This is a genomic window from Achromobacter sp. CSND-B12, assembly GCF_052906545.1.
In genome coordinates, this window is sequence record NZ_JBREGJ010000001.1 from 4922174 (window position 1) to 4940495 (window position 18322).

The 18322-nt window shown below is 65.2% G+C and carries 16 protein-coding genes; 9 read left to right on the plus strand and 7 right to left on the minus strand.

The features are described from left to right. Positions 1 to 362: 362 nt before the first annotated feature. Together ACUTAG_RS23160 and ACUTAG_RS23165 are read left to right on the plus strand one after the other, a co-directional pair. Positions 363 to 680 (plus strand): hypothetical protein, encoded by a 318-nt coding sequence (locus ACUTAG_RS23160; protein ID WP_076472015.1) that lies wholly within the window; start codon positions 363 to 365, stop codon positions 678 to 680. Between the two features lie 139 nt (positions 681 to 819). Beyond that, positions 820 to 1149: a hypothetical protein gene (locus ACUTAG_RS23165; protein WP_076472014.1), complete on the plus strand. Its 330-nt coding sequence runs from the start codon at positions 820 to 822 to the stop codon at positions 1147 to 1149. A 211-nt stretch (positions 1150 to 1360) separates the two neighbouring features. On the opposite strand, the gene ACUTAG_RS23170 is transcribed toward ACUTAG_RS23165, so the two are convergent. Further along, positions 1361 to 2317, minus strand: coding sequence for an IS110 family transposase (locus tag ACUTAG_RS23170; RefSeq protein WP_058665164.1), 957 nt, complete (start codon positions 2315 to 2317; stop codon positions 1361 to 1363). Positions 2318 to 2708: 391 nt separating this feature from the next. Here ACUTAG_RS23170 and ACUTAG_RS23175 point away from each other — a divergent pair, with 391 nt between their 5' ends. Then, a complete protein-coding gene (locus ACUTAG_RS23175) occupies positions 2709 to 2975 on the plus strand; it encodes a hypothetical protein (protein ID WP_131726721.1) in 267 nt (88 codons plus the stop codon). A gap of 484 nt (positions 2976 to 3459) precedes the next feature. Then, the gene (locus ACUTAG_RS23180) at positions 3460 to 4332 is read left to right on the plus strand and encodes a PhzF family phenazine biosynthesis protein (protein ID WP_148316471.1); all 873 of its coding nucleotides are present in this window, start codon (positions 3460 to 3462) and stop codon (positions 4330 to 4332) included. A 181-nt stretch (positions 4333 to 4513) separates the two neighbouring features. Here the strand turns inward: ACUTAG_RS23180 and ACUTAG_RS23185 are convergent, their stop codons facing one another. The 5 genes from ACUTAG_RS23185 to cphA (ACUTAG_RS23205) form a co-directional block, all read right to left on the minus strand. Further along, positions 4514 to 4852, minus strand: coding sequence for a BON domain-containing protein (locus ACUTAG_RS23185; RefSeq protein ID WP_024068163.1), 339 nt, complete (start codon positions 4850 to 4852; stop codon positions 4514 to 4516). Between the two features lie 81 nt (positions 4853 to 4933). Further along, positions 4934 to 5098: a DUF1328 domain-containing protein gene (locus tag ACUTAG_RS23190; protein ID WP_006389411.1), complete on the minus strand. Its 165-nt coding sequence runs from the start codon at positions 5096 to 5098 to the stop codon at positions 4934 to 4936. Positions 5099 to 5124: 26 nt separating this feature from the next. Continuing rightward, entirely contained in the window at positions 5125 to 5325 is a 201-nt protein-coding gene (locus ACUTAG_RS23195; RefSeq protein WP_006389412.1) for a CsbD family protein, read from the minus strand. A gap of 620 nt (positions 5326 to 5945) precedes the next feature. Continuing rightward, positions 5946 to 8516, minus strand: coding sequence for a cyanophycin synthetase (gene cphA / locus ACUTAG_RS23200; RefSeq protein WP_026383737.1), 2571 nt, complete (start codon positions 8514 to 8516; stop codon positions 5946 to 5948). 62 nt (positions 8517 to 8578) lie between these two features. Continuing rightward, positions 8579 to 11194 carry a cyanophycin synthetase gene (gene cphA / locus ACUTAG_RS23205; RefSeq protein ID WP_148316473.1) on the minus strand — a complete coding sequence of 872 codons (2616 nt, stop codon included), beginning with the start codon at positions 11192 to 11194 and terminating at the stop codon, positions 8579 to 8581. Positions 11195 to 11454: 260 nt separating this feature from the next. On the opposite strand from cphA (ACUTAG_RS23205), the gene ACUTAG_RS23210 reads away from it, so the two are divergent. Further along, complete coding sequence (locus ACUTAG_RS23210; RefSeq protein WP_148316475.1) at positions 11455 to 13740, plus strand: cyanophycin metabolism-associated ABC transporter; 2286 nt, start codon at positions 11455 to 11457, stop codon at positions 13738 to 13740. A 14-nt stretch (positions 13741 to 13754) separates the two neighbouring features. Further along, positions 13755 to 14225 carry a cyanophycin metabolism-associated DUF1854 family protein gene (locus ACUTAG_RS23215; protein ID WP_026383735.1) on the plus strand — a complete coding sequence of 157 codons (471 nt, stop codon included), beginning with the start codon at positions 13755 to 13757 and terminating at the stop codon, positions 14223 to 14225. Between the two features lie 4 nt (positions 14226 to 14229). Here the strand turns inward: ACUTAG_RS23215 and ACUTAG_RS23220 are convergent, their stop codons facing one another. Further along, positions 14230 to 15369: a GNAT family N-acetyltransferase gene (locus ACUTAG_RS23220; protein WP_148316477.1), complete on the minus strand. Its 1140-nt coding sequence runs from the start codon at positions 15367 to 15369 to the stop codon at positions 14230 to 14232. Between the two features lie 119 nt (positions 15370 to 15488). Between ACUTAG_RS23220 and ACUTAG_RS23225 the strand changes: the two genes are divergently transcribed. Genes ACUTAG_RS23225 through ACUTAG_RS23235 form a run of 3 tightly spaced genes read left to right on the plus strand, consistent with a single transcriptional unit; the run spans position 15489 to position 18242 of the window. After that, a complete protein-coding gene (locus tag ACUTAG_RS23225) occupies positions 15489 to 16331 on the plus strand; it encodes a ferritin-like domain-containing protein (protein ID WP_148316479.1) in 843 nt (280 codons plus the stop codon). Between the two features lie 4 nt (positions 16332 to 16335). Then, a complete protein-coding gene (locus tag ACUTAG_RS23230) occupies positions 16336 to 17052 on the plus strand; it encodes an MOSC domain-containing protein (RefSeq protein WP_006389420.1) in 717 nt (238 codons plus the stop codon). Further along, positions 17049 to 18242 (plus strand): lytic murein transglycosylase, encoded by a 1194-nt coding sequence (locus ACUTAG_RS23235; protein ID WP_020924611.1) that lies wholly within the window; start codon positions 17049 to 17051, stop codon positions 18240 to 18242. Before ACUTAG_RS23230 ends, ACUTAG_RS23235 begins: the two co-directional genes overlap by 4 nt. Positions 18243 to 18322 lie beyond the last annotated feature (80 nt).

The following is an 18322-nucleotide window of genomic DNA, read 5'->3' on the forward strand; positions in this document are numbered from 1 at the left end:
AGAAAGGCATGGGTCGTCAATATCATCTGCCCTGGCTACAGGCTGCGTGCTGAAGCTGGCATGTAGGTGACCGTGACGCGGCGCACGCGAACGACGGCAGCATCAACCCGATCTTCAATAACGAGGTAGTTCTGTGGGATGTTGGGTTTTAGACCGGAATGGCAGGGTTTATGTCAAGCAATGTATATGGATATCTTTATCCTCCGCTAAGCAAGGAGGCATTAATGAATCTGGAATTAAAGCGACAGATTCTATTTTTGTTGGATGCGTGTGGGTAATGTTGAGGTATTTAGTGGGTGCGGAGATTTTAGGAGTGTTTTAAATCTGATCTCTAAAGTAATCAATTTTTAGGGGGAAGCTAAATGAAGATTAAAGAAAGCGACGGGTCTGTTGTTGATGTATTTTCCATATATTGGCTAGGTGCGGAGACATACTTTTATGGTTTGCAAGCAGGTCATGGGGGGTTGCAAGCCTATAGGTTAGAGGAAGTGACTATTGTCGAAAGAGAGATGAATTTTAAAACCGTGTTTTTTTCCAATGGTAGTGCGCATGGTGTCAATCATTGGGCTTTGATTCAGGAGGGTTTGTTGGACGATCTACTGGAGTTGGATAAGGTTGCTTATGAGAGATTTATAACCATTCTGAAATCGGAGCGGGTGCTGAGTGATGGTTTTTATTGATAGAAATTAGTGTTGGATTTTTTTTGAATGTAATGCGCGCCGGTCAATTAATTGAAATTCTGAAAAGAACGGCGATATCGAGATCGCAACTTCAAAGAGCCCTGTTGGTGACTGGAGCAGCTGTTGGGGATGGCTGGTAATGAAAGTAAAAAGAATCGATTCAGGGGCGAACGTTGAGGTATTTGGGATCTATTGGATTGGCGGTAAAACATATTTTTGTGGACTTTCCAAAGGATATGATGGACTTCTTGCGCATGATTCGCATGAGGTCGAAATAGTAGAGGCATCATTACTGGGTGACTATGTCTACGTAAATGATGGTGTGTTCTATAAGCCCATAGTCGATGAGGCGCTCGTTGATGATCTTCTAGAAGGGGATTCTGAGGCATTTTCCCGTTTTCTAGAAATACTTGGGTCTGAAAGGGTAATGCTCGGAATTTGGGGTTTTATATATGGTGTGCAACCCTAAAGCGGCAAAGAGGTGCTCGTTTTGATGGGGGGTGGATAGAGTGAAATTGCGAGGAACTCGCACTGAATCGGCGATACGAGATAGGCTTGTTGCGTCAAATTTGTCGATCAAGAGTAATGTGAAAATAATGGAGTTTTTGCAAAAAAAATACGAGATTATTGAATTTGCTCACGTATTCACCTGCACGCCAGACGAGATTCTATGGTGTGGGTCAAGTTTTTTTGAAGTTCAACTTCGCCGGATCGAAGGCCTGGCCGGTGCGCCAGACACCGTAGGCGATACGCAACAGCTTGCGCGCGATCACCACCAGCGCAGCCGTCGAGGGCAAGCCCCGAGCCCTGAGCGTGGCGTAGTAGTCCTTGAAGTGAGCCGTACGAGCGGCCGAGCTTGCCGCGTTGTACAACAGTGTCCTGGCCGCCTTGTCGCCCTGGTTGCTCAGGCGCCGCCGACCGACTTTCCTGCCCGACTCCTTGGGGCGCGGATCCAGCCCGCAGAACGCCACCGCCGCATCGCTGCTGGCAAAGGGTACGCGGCTGAACAGCGTGGTCAGGGCCGCGCCATTGATCGGCCCGATCCCACAGATGCCGGTCAGCAGCCCGTACGTCTTGGCCCACTCACCATGCGCCTTGACCTTGGCGATCAGCTCGCGCTCGAGCGCATCGGCCCAGGCGCGCAAGCTGGCCAACGCCTTCTCCTGATGGCCGCTGGCGCAGCCATGGCGCTGCGAGGACAGCCTCAAGGACGCACCGACCCGCACTACCGCTGCCCTGAGCGACTGCAGCGAGCGCACTTGCTGCAGTTCCGCCGAGACCGGCTCGTAGCGATGCAACTTGGTGTGGCGCTGCGCGATGTACTGAGCAATGACTTCGGCGTCCAGGCGATCTGTCTTGCCTCGGTTGCCCAGCGAGATCGCGTAGTGATGCACGTGCGTCGGGTTCAAGACATACACCGCAAACCCCCGCTCATGGGCCAGGCGCGCCAACAATTCCTGATAACCCCCGGTCGCCTCCATCGCGATTACGCTGCCCGTCGGCAACCGCTTGAGCCAACCGACGATGCTCGATCGACTATTGGCCAAGCTCCCGGACACAATGGCGCCCTCGTGACCGGCAACCTGCAACTCGAACTTCCCGACATCGACCCCAATAAAGCAGCCAGATATTTGCATGATGGCTCTCCCTGCGATACGTTTAGTCCGCTGGGGTGGCCTCGCCTCGGGCGTTACCTTGCGATCAATCGGCGGTCCTGGCCGCTAGATTCCTTATCGACGCTGTGAGGCGGGGTGGGATGCTCTCGTTCTGGCAGTCCGGGCGCTACCGGCTGATGGATGAGGACGTCCCTACCCCAGCACCCTCCCACTGTGGAAGGCGCACCCACACCATACAAGGATGGGGATATATATGAAATACTGATAAATGGTAGGGTGGTCGTGAATTTTGAAATTTCGCGGGAAGAGGGGGTTATAAGCGAGGGCGGTGAGGTTTTGCTTGCGGATTATTTGAAGGGGTTGAGGGGCAAGGAATATAACTTGAAAGTACTGATTGCGTTGGATTTGGTAAATGGCAGAGCGTGAAATCCCGGGAGGTGTGGTCCGCGGCGATTGCCATCAAGTCATCGAGGAGATGGAGCGGCTGAGCGTTGCGCAGCAGGGCCGGTTGATCTCGGTCTGCGCCACCGATCCAAATGCGCGCCGGAAAGAGTATGGCGATATCCCGGCAAACAGCAGGCTGATCCGCGATGCGATAGGTCGTGTGCTGGGAGACCGCGGTGTTGCAAAGTACTTAGGTGGTAGGTTCTCTAATTGTCAGGATTGTTGTTCACGATAAAGGCCATCATTATTTCAGGGAGGTGATTCTGCATATGGTTTTACCTGCACTCCTGGTGAGGATGGGGATGTATGTGAAATTCTAATTAACGGCTGCTTTGTTGTGCGTTTTGAGGTTGGTAGGGTTTTGGGAATTATTGGTGGGGTTGAGAAAAACTCGGTTTTTGAATGCTCAAGAAAGTTGAGAGGCAGGTTGAGAAATTTAGAGATGTTGGTTGCACTTGATTTGGCCAATAATCATTGGTTTGCATTGAATCGGGGTGAAGGCAGCGCATGGGCGCACCTTCCGAGCCGAGAGAGGTGGTCAGTACTGTGCTGTTCCACACCAAGTGTGTGTCATCGCCGGGACAGTGTTTTCGGGAAAACACCCCTGATGCGTTGGGCGGAAAAAACGATCAAAAACGGGCAGCACTGGGAGCGTCTCTTGGCCGGCCCGTTGCGATAAAGTAATGGCCTTCCTCCCCACGGCAACCTCCCTCCAGCCCATGGCTACCTACGCATTCCGTCTTCTCAACGTCTTCGCCTCCAGCACCTTCACCGGCAATCCCCTCTGTGTATTCGAAGACGCGCGTGGCATGGACGATGCCACCATGCGCGAGCTGGCGGCGCAGTTCAATCTTTCCGAAACCACTTTCATCCTGCCGTCCGACGTGGCCGATGCGCGGGTGCGCATCTTCACGCCCGGCTTCGAGATGGGTTTCGCGGGCCATCCGACCATCGGCACGTCGCAGGTGGTGCGCGACCTGCTCAAGCGTGGCGATGCATTGACATTGGAATTCAAGGCCGGCGTCGTGCCGGTCACCGCGCAGGGTGACGCCTGGACTTTCACCGCGCCTTGCCCGAATGGCGTGCGCACGGCGGCGCCGACGCTGCCGGCCGCTGATATTGCCGGGCTGATGGGGCTGGACCTGGACGACCTGGCGGATGATCCCATCTGGGTGGATACGGGCGCGGACCAGCTACTGGTGCCGCTCAAGAACGTCGACGCGTTGAGGCGCGCGAATCCGGATGCCTCGCAGCTGGAGCGCTGGCAGGCCAACAGCCTGGGGCGCAAGGTCTGCTATCTGTTCGCCTTCGACCCGAATCGCCGGCAGGACGGGCGCGACGTCGTGGTGACGCGTTATTTCTATGCCAAGCCCGGCGGCGGGGTGCAGGAAGATGCCGGCACCGGCTCGGCCTGCGCCAACCTGGGGGGCTGGCTGCGGCATCGGCAGCACGCGCTGCCCGCCAGTTTCCTGGTGGAGCAGGGCGACCAGATGGGCCGTCCTTGCCGGTTGCTGCTGGACGTGCAGGCCGATGGCCGCATCCAGGTGGGCGGCCGCGCGTTGGAGATCGGGCGCGGCACGGTGGACGTCTGAGTGTTCGCGCGGGTCCGGTATGACCGGACTGTGCCTGTCAGGCGGGCCGCGGTAGCGCTGGCGGCAAAACGGTCTGGCGCGCGCTTCGGGCTGCCGCGATCCCGCGCCCAATGAAAAACCGGCGCCTGTGTGTGAGCACAGGCGCCGGTTTTTCATTGGATGGCCATCAAGGCCCGGCGGGTTACTTCTTGTTCTTGGCCGGGTCGACCTTGATGTTGTTCATCACCTGCTTCACGCCCTCGACACCGCGGGCGACGGTGGCGGCGTGGTCGGCTTCGGCGGCGGTGCCGACGGTGCCGGTCAGTTTGGCCACGCCATCGGTGGTTTCAACGGCGATGTCCAGCGCGCTCAGTTGCTTGTCGGCCACAAAGGCGGCCTTGACCTTGGTGGTCACGGTCGCGTCGGAGGCGTATTCGCCCACGGATTGCTTGGGCTTGCCGTCATTGGCGGCAAAGGCCATGGAAGTGAAGACAGCGCCCGTACCCAGTGCGGCGGCGGCGATCAGCTTGCGGAATTCCATAGTTGTGCTCCTTGTGTATGTGGTTTTCAGCGCGTTCAGGACGCAACGGCTAAGCGAAAATTCTCGGGGTGCGATGTTCTTCTATTTCTTGCGGAATGCGCCGCCCAGGATGGACAGCAGCGCCAGAACCAGGAAGACGAAGAACAGGATCTTGGCGATGCCCGCGGCGCCGGCGGCAATGCCGCCGAAGCCCAGGACAGCCGCGATGATCGCAATAACGAAAAAAACTACGGCGTAGTGCAACATGTCAGCTTCTCCTGGTGGCGTGGGGATCAGGGGTTGCGATCAAAGAAATCGCGCACTTCCTTTTCCGCCTGTTCCTTGGTCTTGCCGTAGCGCTCCTGGATCAGGCCAGCGAGGCGCTCGGCGTTGCCTTCCGTACGGGTCAACTCGTCGTCGGTGAGTTCACCCCAGGCCGCTTTGGCCTTACCGGTAAGTTGCTTCCACTTGCCAGCGATGATGTCGTTATTCATGGTGACCTCTCTTCGTTGTGGCGGATGCGGCGGCTTATGGCCGATAAGCTTGTGCATTCGCGGTTGAGTTGGACACTGATCAGCTTGAGTTCAAGGTACAGGCCGTCCGCGAGCCCTGTCAAAGGACGCTGTGGGCAAATGTAACGGCGGGGGACGGGGCAAAGCGCGCGTCTTTCGACGGCAGGTAGCGCAGGCGCACCAGGAGGGGAAGTTACATCTGAGCAACGTCTTGAGCCGTTTTGAGCAGGGCAGGTAACGGAGCCCTACCCGATGAAGGCCTGCCCGACCGGCGCCTCGGGCGGCACGGCAATTGAGGCCGGCAGGCGGGCCATCCGAGGCTGGCCGGGTGGCCGGGGCACCGGTATATTTGGGGCAGGTTCCACGCACGGGTTTGCTGCCCGCGTGGCCGGGCCCCCTTCACACAGAGAGGACATGCATGACGCAACGATTCCTTGGCACGATCCTGCTGGCGCTGGCCGCGATGGCGGCGCTCGGTTGCACCCACGTGACGGACCGGTACCAGGCGGCGGCGCCCGACCTATCGGCCCGCGGCTGAAGGGCCGGGCAATGAAAACGGGGCGCACAAGGCGCCCCGTTTTCATTCGGTCCCGCGACCGGGATCAGGCTTCGCGGATGCGTTGGGCGATGTGCGCCAGCGCCTCTTCCACCTGGTCCACCAGGATCAGGCACAGGTCGCCGGCGTTCAGGCGCGCCAACGCCGTGTCGATGGCCAGGAACTCGCCGTGGATCTCCTCGATGTGGCGAGTACGGCTGGCGTTGACCAGGCCTTGCTGCAACAGGGCCAGCACCTCGCCGTCGGCGCGGCCGCGCTGGCATTGATCCTGGTACAGCAGCACGTCGTCGAAGGCTTCGCCCAGGATCTCGGTCTGCATGCGGATGTCTTCGTCGCGGCGGTCGCCGGCGCCGCTGATGACCACCGAGCGGCGCTTGGCCGGCATGGCGTCGACGGCGCGCACCAGCGCCAGGATGGCATCCGGGTTGTGGCCGTAGTCCGCGATCACGGTGGCGCCGCGATAGTCGAACACGTTGAAGCGGCCTGGCGCGGTCTGGGCGTCGTTGACGAAAGTCGCCAGGCCGCGGCGCACGATGCTCCAGTCCAGGCCCAGCGCCCAGGCCGCGGCGATCGAGGCCATGGCGTTTTCGACCTGGAACACGATGGTGCCGTTGCGCGTGAGCGGGATCTCGGCCAGCGGGAAGCGGGTTTCCTCGCCGCCCTGGGCCGCGACGATGGCGTCGCCGTCGCGGTAGACCACGCGCAGGCCCTGGGCGCGGTGCGTGGCCATCACCGGGTGGTTGCGGTCCTCGGCGAAGTAGGTGATCGAGCCGGGGCAGCTGGAGGCCATTTCCGCGACGATGGGATCGGCGGCGTTGAGCACGGCGGTGCCGCTCGGATGCACGTGCTGCACGATCACGCGCTTGACCACGGCCAGGTCTTCGACGGTGCTGATGTAGCCCAGCCCGAGGTGATCGCCCATGCCGATGTTGGTGACGATGGCGACGTTGCAGCGGTCGAAGGCCAGGCCTTCGCGCAGGATGCCGCCGCGCGCGGTCTCGAACACGGCGGCGTCGACGTCCGGGTGCATCAGCACGCTGCGGGCGCTGCGCGGGCCGCTGCAGTCGCCGGTGTCGATGCGCAGGTTGTCGACGTAGACGCCGTCGGAGTTGGTCATGCCGACGCGGTTGCCGGCCGTGCCCAGGATGTGGGCGGTCAGGCGCACCGTGGTGGTCTTGCCGTTGGTGCCGGCCACCGCCACCACCGGGATGCGGCCGTCGTCGCCGTCGGCGTACATGTTGGCGATGATGGCTTCGCCCACGGCGCGGCCCTTGCCGAAGGAGGGGTTCAGGTGCATGCGCAGGCCGGGCGCGGCGTTCACTTCCACCACGCCGCCGTTCTGGTCTTCGAGCGGGTAGTGCACGCTTTCGGCCACCACGTCGACGCCGCAGATGTCCAGGCCGATCATGCGGGCCGCGGAGACCGCGCGCGCCGCCATCTCGGGGTGCACTTCGTCGGTCACGTCGGTGGCCGAGCCGCCGGTGCTGAGGTTGGCGTTGTTGCGCAGGAAGATCAGGGTGCCCGGGGCGGGCACCGAATCGGCGTCGAAGCCCTGCTTTTTCAGCGTGGCCAGCGCGATGTCGTCGAAGCGGATCTTGGTGAGCGACGTGGCGTGGCCGTCGCCGCGCAGCGGGTCGGCGTTGACCTGGTCGACCAGTTGGCGGATGGTGTGCACGCCGTCGCCGGTCACCTGCGGCGGATCGCGGCGCGAGGCCGCGACCAGCGCGCCGCCCACCACCAGCAGGCGGAAGTCGTGGCCGGGGATGTAGCGCTCGACGATGACTTCGGAGCTGATCTCCTCGGCCACTTCGAAAGCCTGGATCACGCGCTCGCGCGTCTCGATGTTGACCGCCACGCCGCGGCCCTGGCTGCCGTCGCGCGGCTTGACCACCACCGGGCCGCCCAGCTCCTGGGCCGCGGCCCAGGCGTCTTCGGCCGTGGTGACCGAGCGGCCCAGCGGCACGGGCACGCCGGCCGCGTCCAGCAGCATCTTGGTCAGGTCCTTGTCCTGCGCGATCGATTCGGAGATGGCGCTGGTCAGGTCGGTTTCGGCGGCCTGGATGCGGCGCTGCTTGCTGCCCCAGCCGAACTGCACCATGCTGCCTTGCGTCAGGCGGCGGTAGGGAATGTTGCGGGCGGTGGCGGCGTTGACGATGGAGCCGGTGCTGGGGCCCAGGCGCACGTCCTCGTCCAGCTCGCGCAGGCGCTTGAGGGCGTCGGCCAGGTCGAACGGCGCATCGTCCAGCGCCGCCTGCACCAGCTGCTGCGCCAGGTCCATGGCCAGGCGGCCGACTTCTTCCTCGCTGTATTCCACCACCACCTGGAATACGCCGGGCTCGATGGTGGAGGAGGTGCGGCCGAAGGTGACGGGGCAGCCGGCGTAGGCCTGCAGCGTCAGGGCGACGATCTGCACCACGTGCGCGATCGAGACGGCGCCCTGGTGGCCCTCGGGACGCAGCAGGCCGGTCTGCGGTAGCCGCGCGCGCAGGCGCGCTTCGAAATCGGGCAGGTTGTCGATGGAGCATTCGGCGTCGGCGCACGACACGATGGCTTCGATCGCCGTGTTCTTGCTCCACAGGTTGGGGCCGCGCAGCGCTCGGATACGGGAAACTTCCATGGCAGGTATTCCTGTCTAGCTTGCGCGCGCCGGCGGCGATGGCCGTGGCGCGCGCGATGATGTCAGTGTTGCTGGATCCAGCGGCGGACGAGATCGATGGTGGGGCCGGAGAAGGCTTCGTCGGATTGCAGCAGCACGAAGTCGCCCGCGGCGATGCCGGACAGCTGGCTCTCGATGGCCTTGCCGTGGTCCGGCTCGTCGATGATCTGCTTTACGCGGCTGCCTTGATCCAGTCCCTGGCGCAGCAGCGCGCGCGCCTGGCCGGCGGGACGCTTGCTGGTGACGGTGGCGTCGTCGTACAGCACCACGCGGTCGAAGGCGTCGCCCAGCAGCCTGCCCTGCTCGATCAGGTCCACGTCGCGGCGGTCGGCGCCGGCCGAATAGACGGCGGCGCGCGTGGTCGACGGGAATTGGTCGATGGCGGCGATGAGCGGGCGCAGCGCGGAGGCGTTGTGAACGTCGTCCACCACCACGGTGCTGCCGTTGCGCTCGAACAGCGTGAACTGCCAGGGCGCGTCGGCCTGGTCGATGTCGAAGGTCTCGATGCCGGCGCGGATCAGTTCGACCGGAATGTCGAGCGCCCAGGCGGCGCCGACGGCGGCCAGCACGTTCTCGACCTGGAAGGCGACGCGGCCGCCATGGGTAAGCGGAATCGCGGCGACGTCGGCCAGGCGTTCTTCGTGGGCGCCCTGGGCGAGCACGATGCCGCCGTCGCGCACGAACACGGCGCGGCCGTCCTGTTGCAGGTGGGCGGTGATGGCGGGCAGGGCGGGATCGATGCCGAAGAAGATCACGGCGCCGTCGGACAGCTCGGCCATTTCCACCACGCGCGGATCGCGCGCGTTGAGCACGGCGGCGCCCGTCGGCAGCACCACGTCGACCTGGGTGCGGAACACGTTGAACATGCGTTCCGTTTCATTGATGTCGAAGTCGCCGAGATGGTCGGCGTCGTCGATGTTGGTGACCACGCCGACCTGGCAGCGGTCGTAGGCCAGGCCCTGGCCGAGGATCACGCCGCTGTCGTTCTCGATGACGGCGGCATCGACGTTGCGGTTCATCAGCACGCGCGTGCCGGAGGCGAAGTCGGCGCGGTCGCCTTTCTGCACCAGGCGGCGGTCCAGGTACAGGCCTTCGCTGCAGGCCAGGCCGGTGCGCTTGCCCGACAGGTGCAGGAGGCGCGCGACCAGGCGCGCGACCACGGTCTTGCCGTTGGTGCCGGTGACGCCGACGATGGGGATGCGGCCGGCGTCGCCTTCGGGAAACAGGTGATCGACGATGGCGCGGCCGACCGGGCGCGGGGTGCCGTCGGCCGGCTTCAGGTGCATCAGCAAGCCGGGGCCGGCGTTGACTTCGACGATGGCGCCGCGCTGTTCGTCCAGCGGGCGTGAGATGTCCTCGGCCACCAGGTCGACGCCCGCGATGTCCAGGCCGACCACGCGGGCCGCCAGGGTCACGGTGGCGGCGACGCTGGGGTGCACGCGGTCGGTGACGTCGAAGGCGACGTTGCCGCTGCGCTGCACCAGCACGCGCTGGCCATCGGCCGGCACGCTGTCTTCGGACAGGCCCTGGCGGGCGATCTCGAGGCGCGCGGCCGAATCCAGCCGCACCGGGTTGAGCGGGTGGTTTTCGGTGCGGCCGCGGCGCGGGTCGGTGTTGATCTGGCTGTCGATCAGTTCGGTGATGGTGGATTTGCCGTCGCCCGTGACCCAGGCCGGCTCGCCGGCGGCGGCGGCCACCATGCGGTTGCCGACCACCAGCAGGCGGTGTTCGTTGCCCAGCACGAAGCGTTCGACGATGACGCCGCTGCCTTCGTCGACCGCGACGCGGTAGGCGGAAACCACTTCTTCGCGGGTGGTCAGGTTGGTGAAGACGCCGCGGCCGTGGTTGCCGTCGTACGGCTTGACCACCACCGGCAGGCCGATGTCCTCGGCGGCCGACCAGGCGTCGTCCTCGCTGTCGACCAGCCGGCCTTCCGGCACCGGCACGCCGCAGGTCGAGAGCAGTTCCTTGGTCAGGTCCTTGTCGCGCGAAATGCCTTCGGCGATGGCGCTGGTGCGGTCGGTCTCGGCCGTCCAGATGCGGCGCTGGCGCGAGCCGTAGCCGAACTGCACCAGGTTGCCCTCGAACAGGCGGATGTAGGGGATGTCGCGGTCGTCGGCGGCATCGACGATGCAGGCGGTGCTGGGACCCAGGCAGTGCTTGTCGACCAGCCGGCGCAGGCGCGCCACGGCGGCGTCCACATCGAACGGGCGGTCTTCGATGGCGGCCATGACCAGGTCGCGGCCTTCGTTCAGGGCGGTGCGGGTGACCTGTTCCTGCCAGGCGCGCACGACGACCTTGTAGACGCCGCGGGTGGAGGTTTCACGGGCCTTGCCGAAACCGCCGCGCAGGCCGGCGAGGTTCTGCAATTCCAGGGTGACATGCTCGAGAATGTGGCCGGGCCAGGTGCCTTCCTTGACGCGCGACAGGAAACCGCCGCGCACGCCCGGGCTGCAGCGGTGCTCGATCAGCGTAGGCAGCCAGGCGGTCAGCCGCTCGTAGAAGCCGGGGATCGTGTTGGAGGGGTAGTCCTCCAGCTCGCCGATATCCACCCACGCCTCAAGTACCGGACGGTACGTCCAAATGTTCGGGCCGCGCAAAGCCACGACATCGAGAAATTCAATGTCTTTCTTTTTCATGTTTTAATTTACTTGAGAAGCAGGTTGGCACGCGCGGACGCCCCTATGCAAGACCGCGAATTTATTGGGGTTGCGCCTTAAGAATAATGCCAACGAGTGGGGGATCCCAGATATTCCTAATTAGAAAAATCGGCTGATACTATACGACGCCTTCAAAGGCGTGAACTCGTTGTGTTGTAAGGAAGGGACACGTTTCCAACCCGGGGTTGGGATGCCGTCGCCGCCTTGTAGGGCAGAGTCCTGGCCCGGTATGCGTTCCAATGAAAAAAACACACCTGCTTTCCGGCCTAGCCGAAGCCTTTCCTGCCCGCTGGCGGGATGAATTCCGCGCAGAACTGGCGGAGGGCGAAACCCTGCTGGCCTGGCTCGAAATAGACCTGGACCAGCGCCTGAAGTTCCGTCCGGGCCTGGTCGCGGTGACCGACCGCCGCCTGATCGCCCGCAATCCCGCCGATACCGGCTGGGAAGCCTGGCCCTATGGCCCTCAACTGTCCCTGAATCTTTCCGACCACGCCGGCGCCGCCGTGCTGGAATTGCACGACGACAGCGCTCGCCTGGGCGTCTGGCGCTTCACCCTGGCCTGCAATCCGGCCGCGCTGCGGCTGCTGGGCCAGTTCGAGGCGCAGCAGGCCATCCGCCTGTCCGGCCACCAGGAGGCGGCGCCGGGCGAACGCCAGTGCACCATCTGCAATAACGTCATTCCCGCCGGCCAGGACGAATGCCCCACCTGCAACCAGGAACAGGCATCCCCATCCACCACCTGGGCGCTGCTGCGCCTGTGGCGTTTCGCGCGGCCATACCGCCTGCCGTTGCTGGCCGGTTTCCTGCTGACCCTGCTGGGCACCGCGGCGACCCTGGTGCCGCCGTACCTGACCATGCCGCTGATGGACGACGTGCTGATCCCGTTCCAGAACGGCGCGCCGATCGACTATGGCAAGGTGCGCCTGTACCTGGGCGGACTGCTTGGATCCGCCATCCTGGCGTGGGGCCTGGGCTGGGCCCGCACCTACATCCTGGCCTGGGTCAGCGAGCGCATCGGCGCCGACCTGCGCACCACCACTTATGAGCACCTGCAGCAGCTGTCGCTGGAGTATTTCGGCGGCAAGCGCACCGGCGACCTGATTTCCCGCATCGGCAGCGAGACCGACCGCATCTGCGTGTTCCTGTCGCTGCACCTGCTGGACTTCGCCAACGACATCCTGATGATCACCATGACCGCGGCGATCCTGGTGTCGATCAATCCGTGGCTGGCGCTGGTCACGCTGGTGCCGCTGCCGTTCATCATCTGGATGATCCACGCGGTGCGCGACCGCCTGCGCCATGGCTTCGAGAAAGTCGATCGCATCTGGTCGGAGATCACCAACGTGCTGGCCGACACCATTCCCGGCATCCGCGTGGTCAAGGCCTTTGCCCAGGAAAAGCGCGAAGTGGCGCGTTTCCGCGAGGCCAACAACCGCAACCTGGAGGTGAACGACCGCGTCAACACCACCTGGTCGCTGTTCTCGCCCACGGTCACCTTGCTGACCGAGGTCGGCCTGCTGGTGGTGTGGATCTTCGGCATCTGGCAGGTGTCGCAGAAGCAGATCACGGTGGGCGTGCTGGCGGCCTTCCTGGCGTACATCGGGCGCTTCTACACGCGGCTGGACTCGATGAGCCGCATCGTGTCGGTGACGCAGAAGGCAGCCGCTGGCGCCAAGCGCATCTTCGACATCCTGGATCACGTGTCGAGCGTGCCGGAGCCGCAGAACCCGGCCAAGCTGCCGCAGATCAACGGCCGCATCGAATTGCGCGACGTCGGTTTCCGCTACGGCAACCGCCAGGTCATCCGCGGCCTGGACCTGAGCATCGCGCCCGGCGAGATGATCGGCCTGGTGGGCCACAGCGGCTCGGGCAAGAGCACCCTGATCAACCTGATCTGCCGCTTCTATGATGTGTCGGAAGGCGCGATCCTGGTGGACGGCGCCGACATCCGTTCGGTGCGGGTGGCTGACTATCGCCGCAACATCGGGCTGGTGCTGCAGGAACCCTTCCTGTTCTTTGGCACCATCGCCGAGAACATCGCCTACGGCAAGCCGGCCGCCACCCGCGACGAGATCGTGGCGGCGGCCCGCGCCGCCCATGCCCATGAATTCATCCTGCGGCTGCCGCATGGCTACGATTCGCTGGTCGGCGAACGCGGCCAGGCGCTGTCCGGCGGCGAGCGCCAGCGCATCTCGATCGCGCGCGCGCTGCTGATCGATCCGCGCATCCTGATCCTGGACGAAGCCACGTCGTCGGTGGACACCACCACCGAGAAGGAAATCCAGAAGGCGCTCGACAATCTGGTGCGCGGGCGCACCACCATCGCCATCGCCCACCGCCTGAGCACCTTGCGCAAGGCCGACCGGCTGGTGGTGCTGGACCGCGGCCAGATCGTGGAGCAGGGCCCGCACGAGGAACTGATGGCGCGTGAAGGCGCCTACTACCGGCTGTACCAGGCGCAGGCGCGCCAGAACGAGGCCGACGCGCAGGCCTCCGGCAGCGAAGACATGGCCGCCGTGGCCTGAGCGAGATAACCGTCATGACGCTTCCCGTTTTCCAGCTGCGACGCAACGCGTTCGGGCGTTTGGTGTTCCAGGGCGCCGACGGCGTCGCGCACGAAGGCGTGATTCCGGTGCGGGCCTTTCCGATCAGCGAGGCCGATCGCGGATTGTCGCTGGTGACAGGCGAAGGCCGCGAACTGCTGTGGATCGAGCGGCTGGCCGACGTGCCCGCCGCCGAACGCGCCCTGATCGAAGAGGAACTGGCCGGGCGGGAATTCATGCCCGAGATCCGCAAGCTGGCCAGCGTGTCCACCTTCGCCACGCCCAGCGTCTGGAAGGTGGAGACCGACAAGGGCCCCACCAGTTTCACGCTGCGCGGCGAGGAGGACATCCGGCGCCTGAACCCGCAGACGCTGCTGATTGCCGACAGCCACGGCATCTTCTACCTGGTGCGCGACATCCTGTCGCTCGACAAGCACAGCCGCAAACTGCTGGACCGCTTCCTTTGAGCGGTCAATCCGCCGCCGCGCGCTTGAACGGCGTGTGGGCCTCGAGTTCGCCCAGGTAGTCGTCGACCGCGGCGGTTTCCTCATCGAGAAAGTGCCGGATCGCGGCCGCGAAGCGCGGATCGGCGACCCAGTGCGCCGACCAGGTGGGCGTGGGCAGCAAACCGCGCGCCATCTTGTGCTCGCCTTGCGCGCCGCCCTCGAAACGCGCCATGCCGTGGGCGATGCAGTAGGCGATGGCCTGCATATAGCAGGTTTCGAAGTGCAGCCCCGGCACGTATTCCGTCGCGCCCCAATACCTTCCGTACAGCGTGTCGCCGCCCGCCAGGTTCAGGGCCGCCGCCACCGGCTGGCCGTCGCGCTCGGCCAGGATGAGCACGAAGGCGTCGGGCTGGTCACGGTAGGCGCGCAGGAAGAATTCGCGGCTCAGGTACGGCGGATTGCCGTGGTTGAAGTAGGTGTGGCAATAGCACTGGTGGAAGAAATCCAGTTCGGCGGCGTCGATCTGCGCGCCGCGTAGCCAGCGGAACGCCAGCCCGGCCTGCGCCACCTTCTTGCGGTCCTGGCGGATCTTCTTGCGCTTGTCGTGGCTCATGGTGGCCAGGAAGGCGTCGAAGTCGGCGTAGCCCGGATTGGTCCAGTGGAACTGCACGTTTTCGCGCACCATGAAGCCGGCCTCGCGCAGGGCGCGCAGGTCGTCCGCGGCCGGAAACAGCAGGTGCAGCGACGACACCTGGATTTCTTCGGCGAAGGCGACCAGCCCGCGCACCAGCGTGTCGCGGTCCTCGTCGCTGGCGGCCAGCAGGCGCGGGCCCGAGACCGGGGTGAACGGCACCGCCGCCAGCAGCTTGGGGTAGTAGCGCAGGCCGTGGCGCTCGAAGGCGTCGGCCCAGGCGTAGTCGAACACGTACTCGCCGCGCGAATGCGATTTCAGGTAGAGCGGCACGGCGCCCGCCAGCGCATCACCGCGCCACAGCATCAGGTAGTGCGGCGACCAGCCGGTGCGCGGCGAGGCACAGCCGCTGTCGTGCAGCGCATGCAGGAAGGCATGCCGCAGGAACGGCTGGTCGCCTGCCAGGGCGTCCCACTGGCGGGCGTCGATGCGGGACAGGTCGGTCTCGATGGTCAGGCGTAGCGGCGAATCCATGCACGAATGATAAAGTCTTCACTGGCGCGCGGTGCGCGGCACCTGATGAGCGCGCAGGGTTATTGCGTATGGTCATGGTCTTGCGTGCGGCCCCGAGCCGTTTCGCGGCGGAAATTTTCATGGATAGCAATTCAATCGCCGCCCCGGGCGGCAATGAACCTCGCGCAGGCGGCATGGCTTGCCTGCGGGCGGCGGCGCTGGAGGCGCTGGCCGCCGTCGGCTGGGCCGACAAGCTGGCGCGGGTGCGCGCCATCGGCGACCAGGCGCCGCTGGATTGCGCGCGCCACTACGTTGCCCACGCCGCGCTGCCGGGGCGGCCCGCCGTGCCGGTGCTGGTGGCGCCGTCCGAGGTGCCGCAGCGTTCCATGGCCACGCTCGAGGGCCGCGCGGCGCTGCTGCACGCCCTGGCGCATATCGAATTCAACGCGGTCAACCTGGCGCTGGACATCCTCTGGCGTTTCGCCGGCATGCCGGACGCCTTCTACCGCGACTGGCTGCGCGTGGCGCGCGAAGAGGCCACCCACTTCGAGCTGCTGAACCAGCGCCTGGCCGACCTGGGCTACGCCTACGGCGATTTTCCCGGCCATGACGGGCTGTGGGAAATGGCCGAACGTACCCGCGACGACCTGCTGGCCCGGTTGGCGCTGGTCCCGCGCACGCTGGAGGCGCGCGGGCTGGACGCCTCGCCACTGATCCGCAACAAGCTGGCGGGCGCCGGCGACGCGCGCAGCGCGGCCATCGTCGACATCATCCTGCGCGACGAGATCGGCCACGTGGCGATCGGCAATCATTGGTACAAGCTGCTGTGCGCGCGGCAGGGCAGGGAGCCGGTCGCCTGTTACGCCGAACTGGCCAGCCGCTACAACGCGCCGCGCTTGCGCGGCCCCTTCAACCTGGCGGCGCGCCGCGCCGCGGGTTTCGACGAGGCCGAACTGGCTGCCCTGCAGGCGGATCGAGGATGACGGCATGGAAATCGTGATCGACGCGCTGCTGGCGGGGGCGGTGCGCCCGCTGGGGGATTCCGGCCGCGACAGCGGCATCGACAAGCATCCGGTCGAAGGGCCGTTGTGGCTCGGCCTGGAGGGGTTGCGCGGTGACGAACAGGCGGACCGCCGCTTTCACGGCGGCCCGGAGAAGGCGCTGCATCACTATGCCCGCGAGCACTATCCCGCATGGCTGCGGGAACTGGGCGAACGCGCCGTGCTGCGCGCCCCGGGCGCGTTCGGCGAAAATCTCTCCACTTACGGCATGACCGAACAAGATGTCTGCGTGGGCGACACGTACGCGGTGGGCGGGGCGCTGATACAGGTATCCCAGGCACGCCAGCCATGCTGGAAGCTGAACCACCGTTTCGCGCACCCGGGCATGTCGGCCCAGGTGCAGGCCAGCGGCAAGACCGGCTGGTACTACCGCGTGCTGCGCGAGGGTTGGCTGGCGCCGGGCGATACGCTGTCGCTGCGCGACCGCCCCCATCCACAATGGTCGCTGGCCCGCATTCAGGACATTCTCAACCGCCGGGTGCTGGACGTGCCGACGCTGGCCGAGCTGGCGGCGCTGCCGGCGTTGTCGCCCAACTGGCGCGCGCTGTTCGAGAAGCGCGCCCGGCTGGGCCAGGTCGAAGACTGGCAGCGGCGCCTGCAGGGCGACCCGGCCGACGCTTCCACGGGAACTCCCTCGACATGAAAATCCGCTACGCCGCGTCGCTGGCCGCCCTGGCGTTGACGCTGTCCACTTCCGCGCAGGCCGCCGACGCGTTTGCGACCTGCCTGGCCGGCCTGCGCGCGCCCGCGGCCAAGGCCGGCGTGTCCGGCGCCACTTTCGCCACGCACACCGCCAACCTGGCGCCCGACATGGCCGTGATCGGCCTGCTGGACGCCCAGCCGGAATTCAAGACGCCGATCTGGGACTACATGGCGGCGCTGGTCGACGACGAGCGCGTCGCCGACGGCAAGGAAGGTATCGCGCGCTGGCGTGCCGAACTCGATCGCGCCGCATCGCGCTATGGCGTGGATCCCGCCACCATCGCGGCGGTGTGGGGCGTCGAGAGCAATTACGGCCGCACGCTGGGCGGCCGGCCGCTGCTGACGTCGCTGTCGACGCTGTCGTGCTTCGGCCGCCGGCAGGCGTACTTCCGCGGCGAGTTCTACGCCACGCTCAAGATCATCCAGGACGAGCACATCGACCCGGACAAGCTCAAGGGGTCCTGGGCGGGGGCCTTTGGCCAGACCCAGTTCATGCCGTCGACCTACCTGCGGCTGGCGGTGGATTTCGACGGCGACGGCCGCCGCGACCTGATCGACAGCGTGCCGGACGCACTGGCGTCCACGGCCAATTTCCTCAAGCGGGCCGGCTGGAACAGCGGCCTGGACTGGGGCTATGAGGTCAGGCTGCCCGCCGGCCTGGCCACGGCCGGCGCCGGGCGCAAGAACAAGCGGCCGCTGTCGTCCTGGCGCGGCCAGGGCGTGACGCGGGCCGACGGGACGCCGTTGCCGCCGGGAGAGACCCCGGCGGGCCTGTTGCTGCCGGCCGGGCCCACGGGGCCGGCCTTCCTGGTGACGCGTAACTTCGATGCGCTGTACTCGTACAACGCGGCCGAGAGCTACGCCCTGGCGATCGCGCACCTGTCGGACCGCCTGCGCGGCGGCGGGCCGCTGGCGCAGGCCTGGCCGACGGACGATCCCGGCCTGTCGCGGGCCGAGCGGCGCGAATTGCAACGGCTGCTGATTGCCCGTGGCTATGATTTGGGCGAACCCGATGGCATGATCGGCGAACGCACGCGCGAGGCGCTGCGGGCGGCGCAGCGCGCCCTGGGCCTGCCGGCCGATGGCCGCGCCGGCCAGAAGGCGCTGCGGGCCCTGCGCGAGGCGGCCTGAGGCGCGGCCGGCGCGCCAAAGGACAAGTTTTGCAAAGATCGGGGCCGGTATCCTTTGGATGACGGAATGCGCGGCGTCAT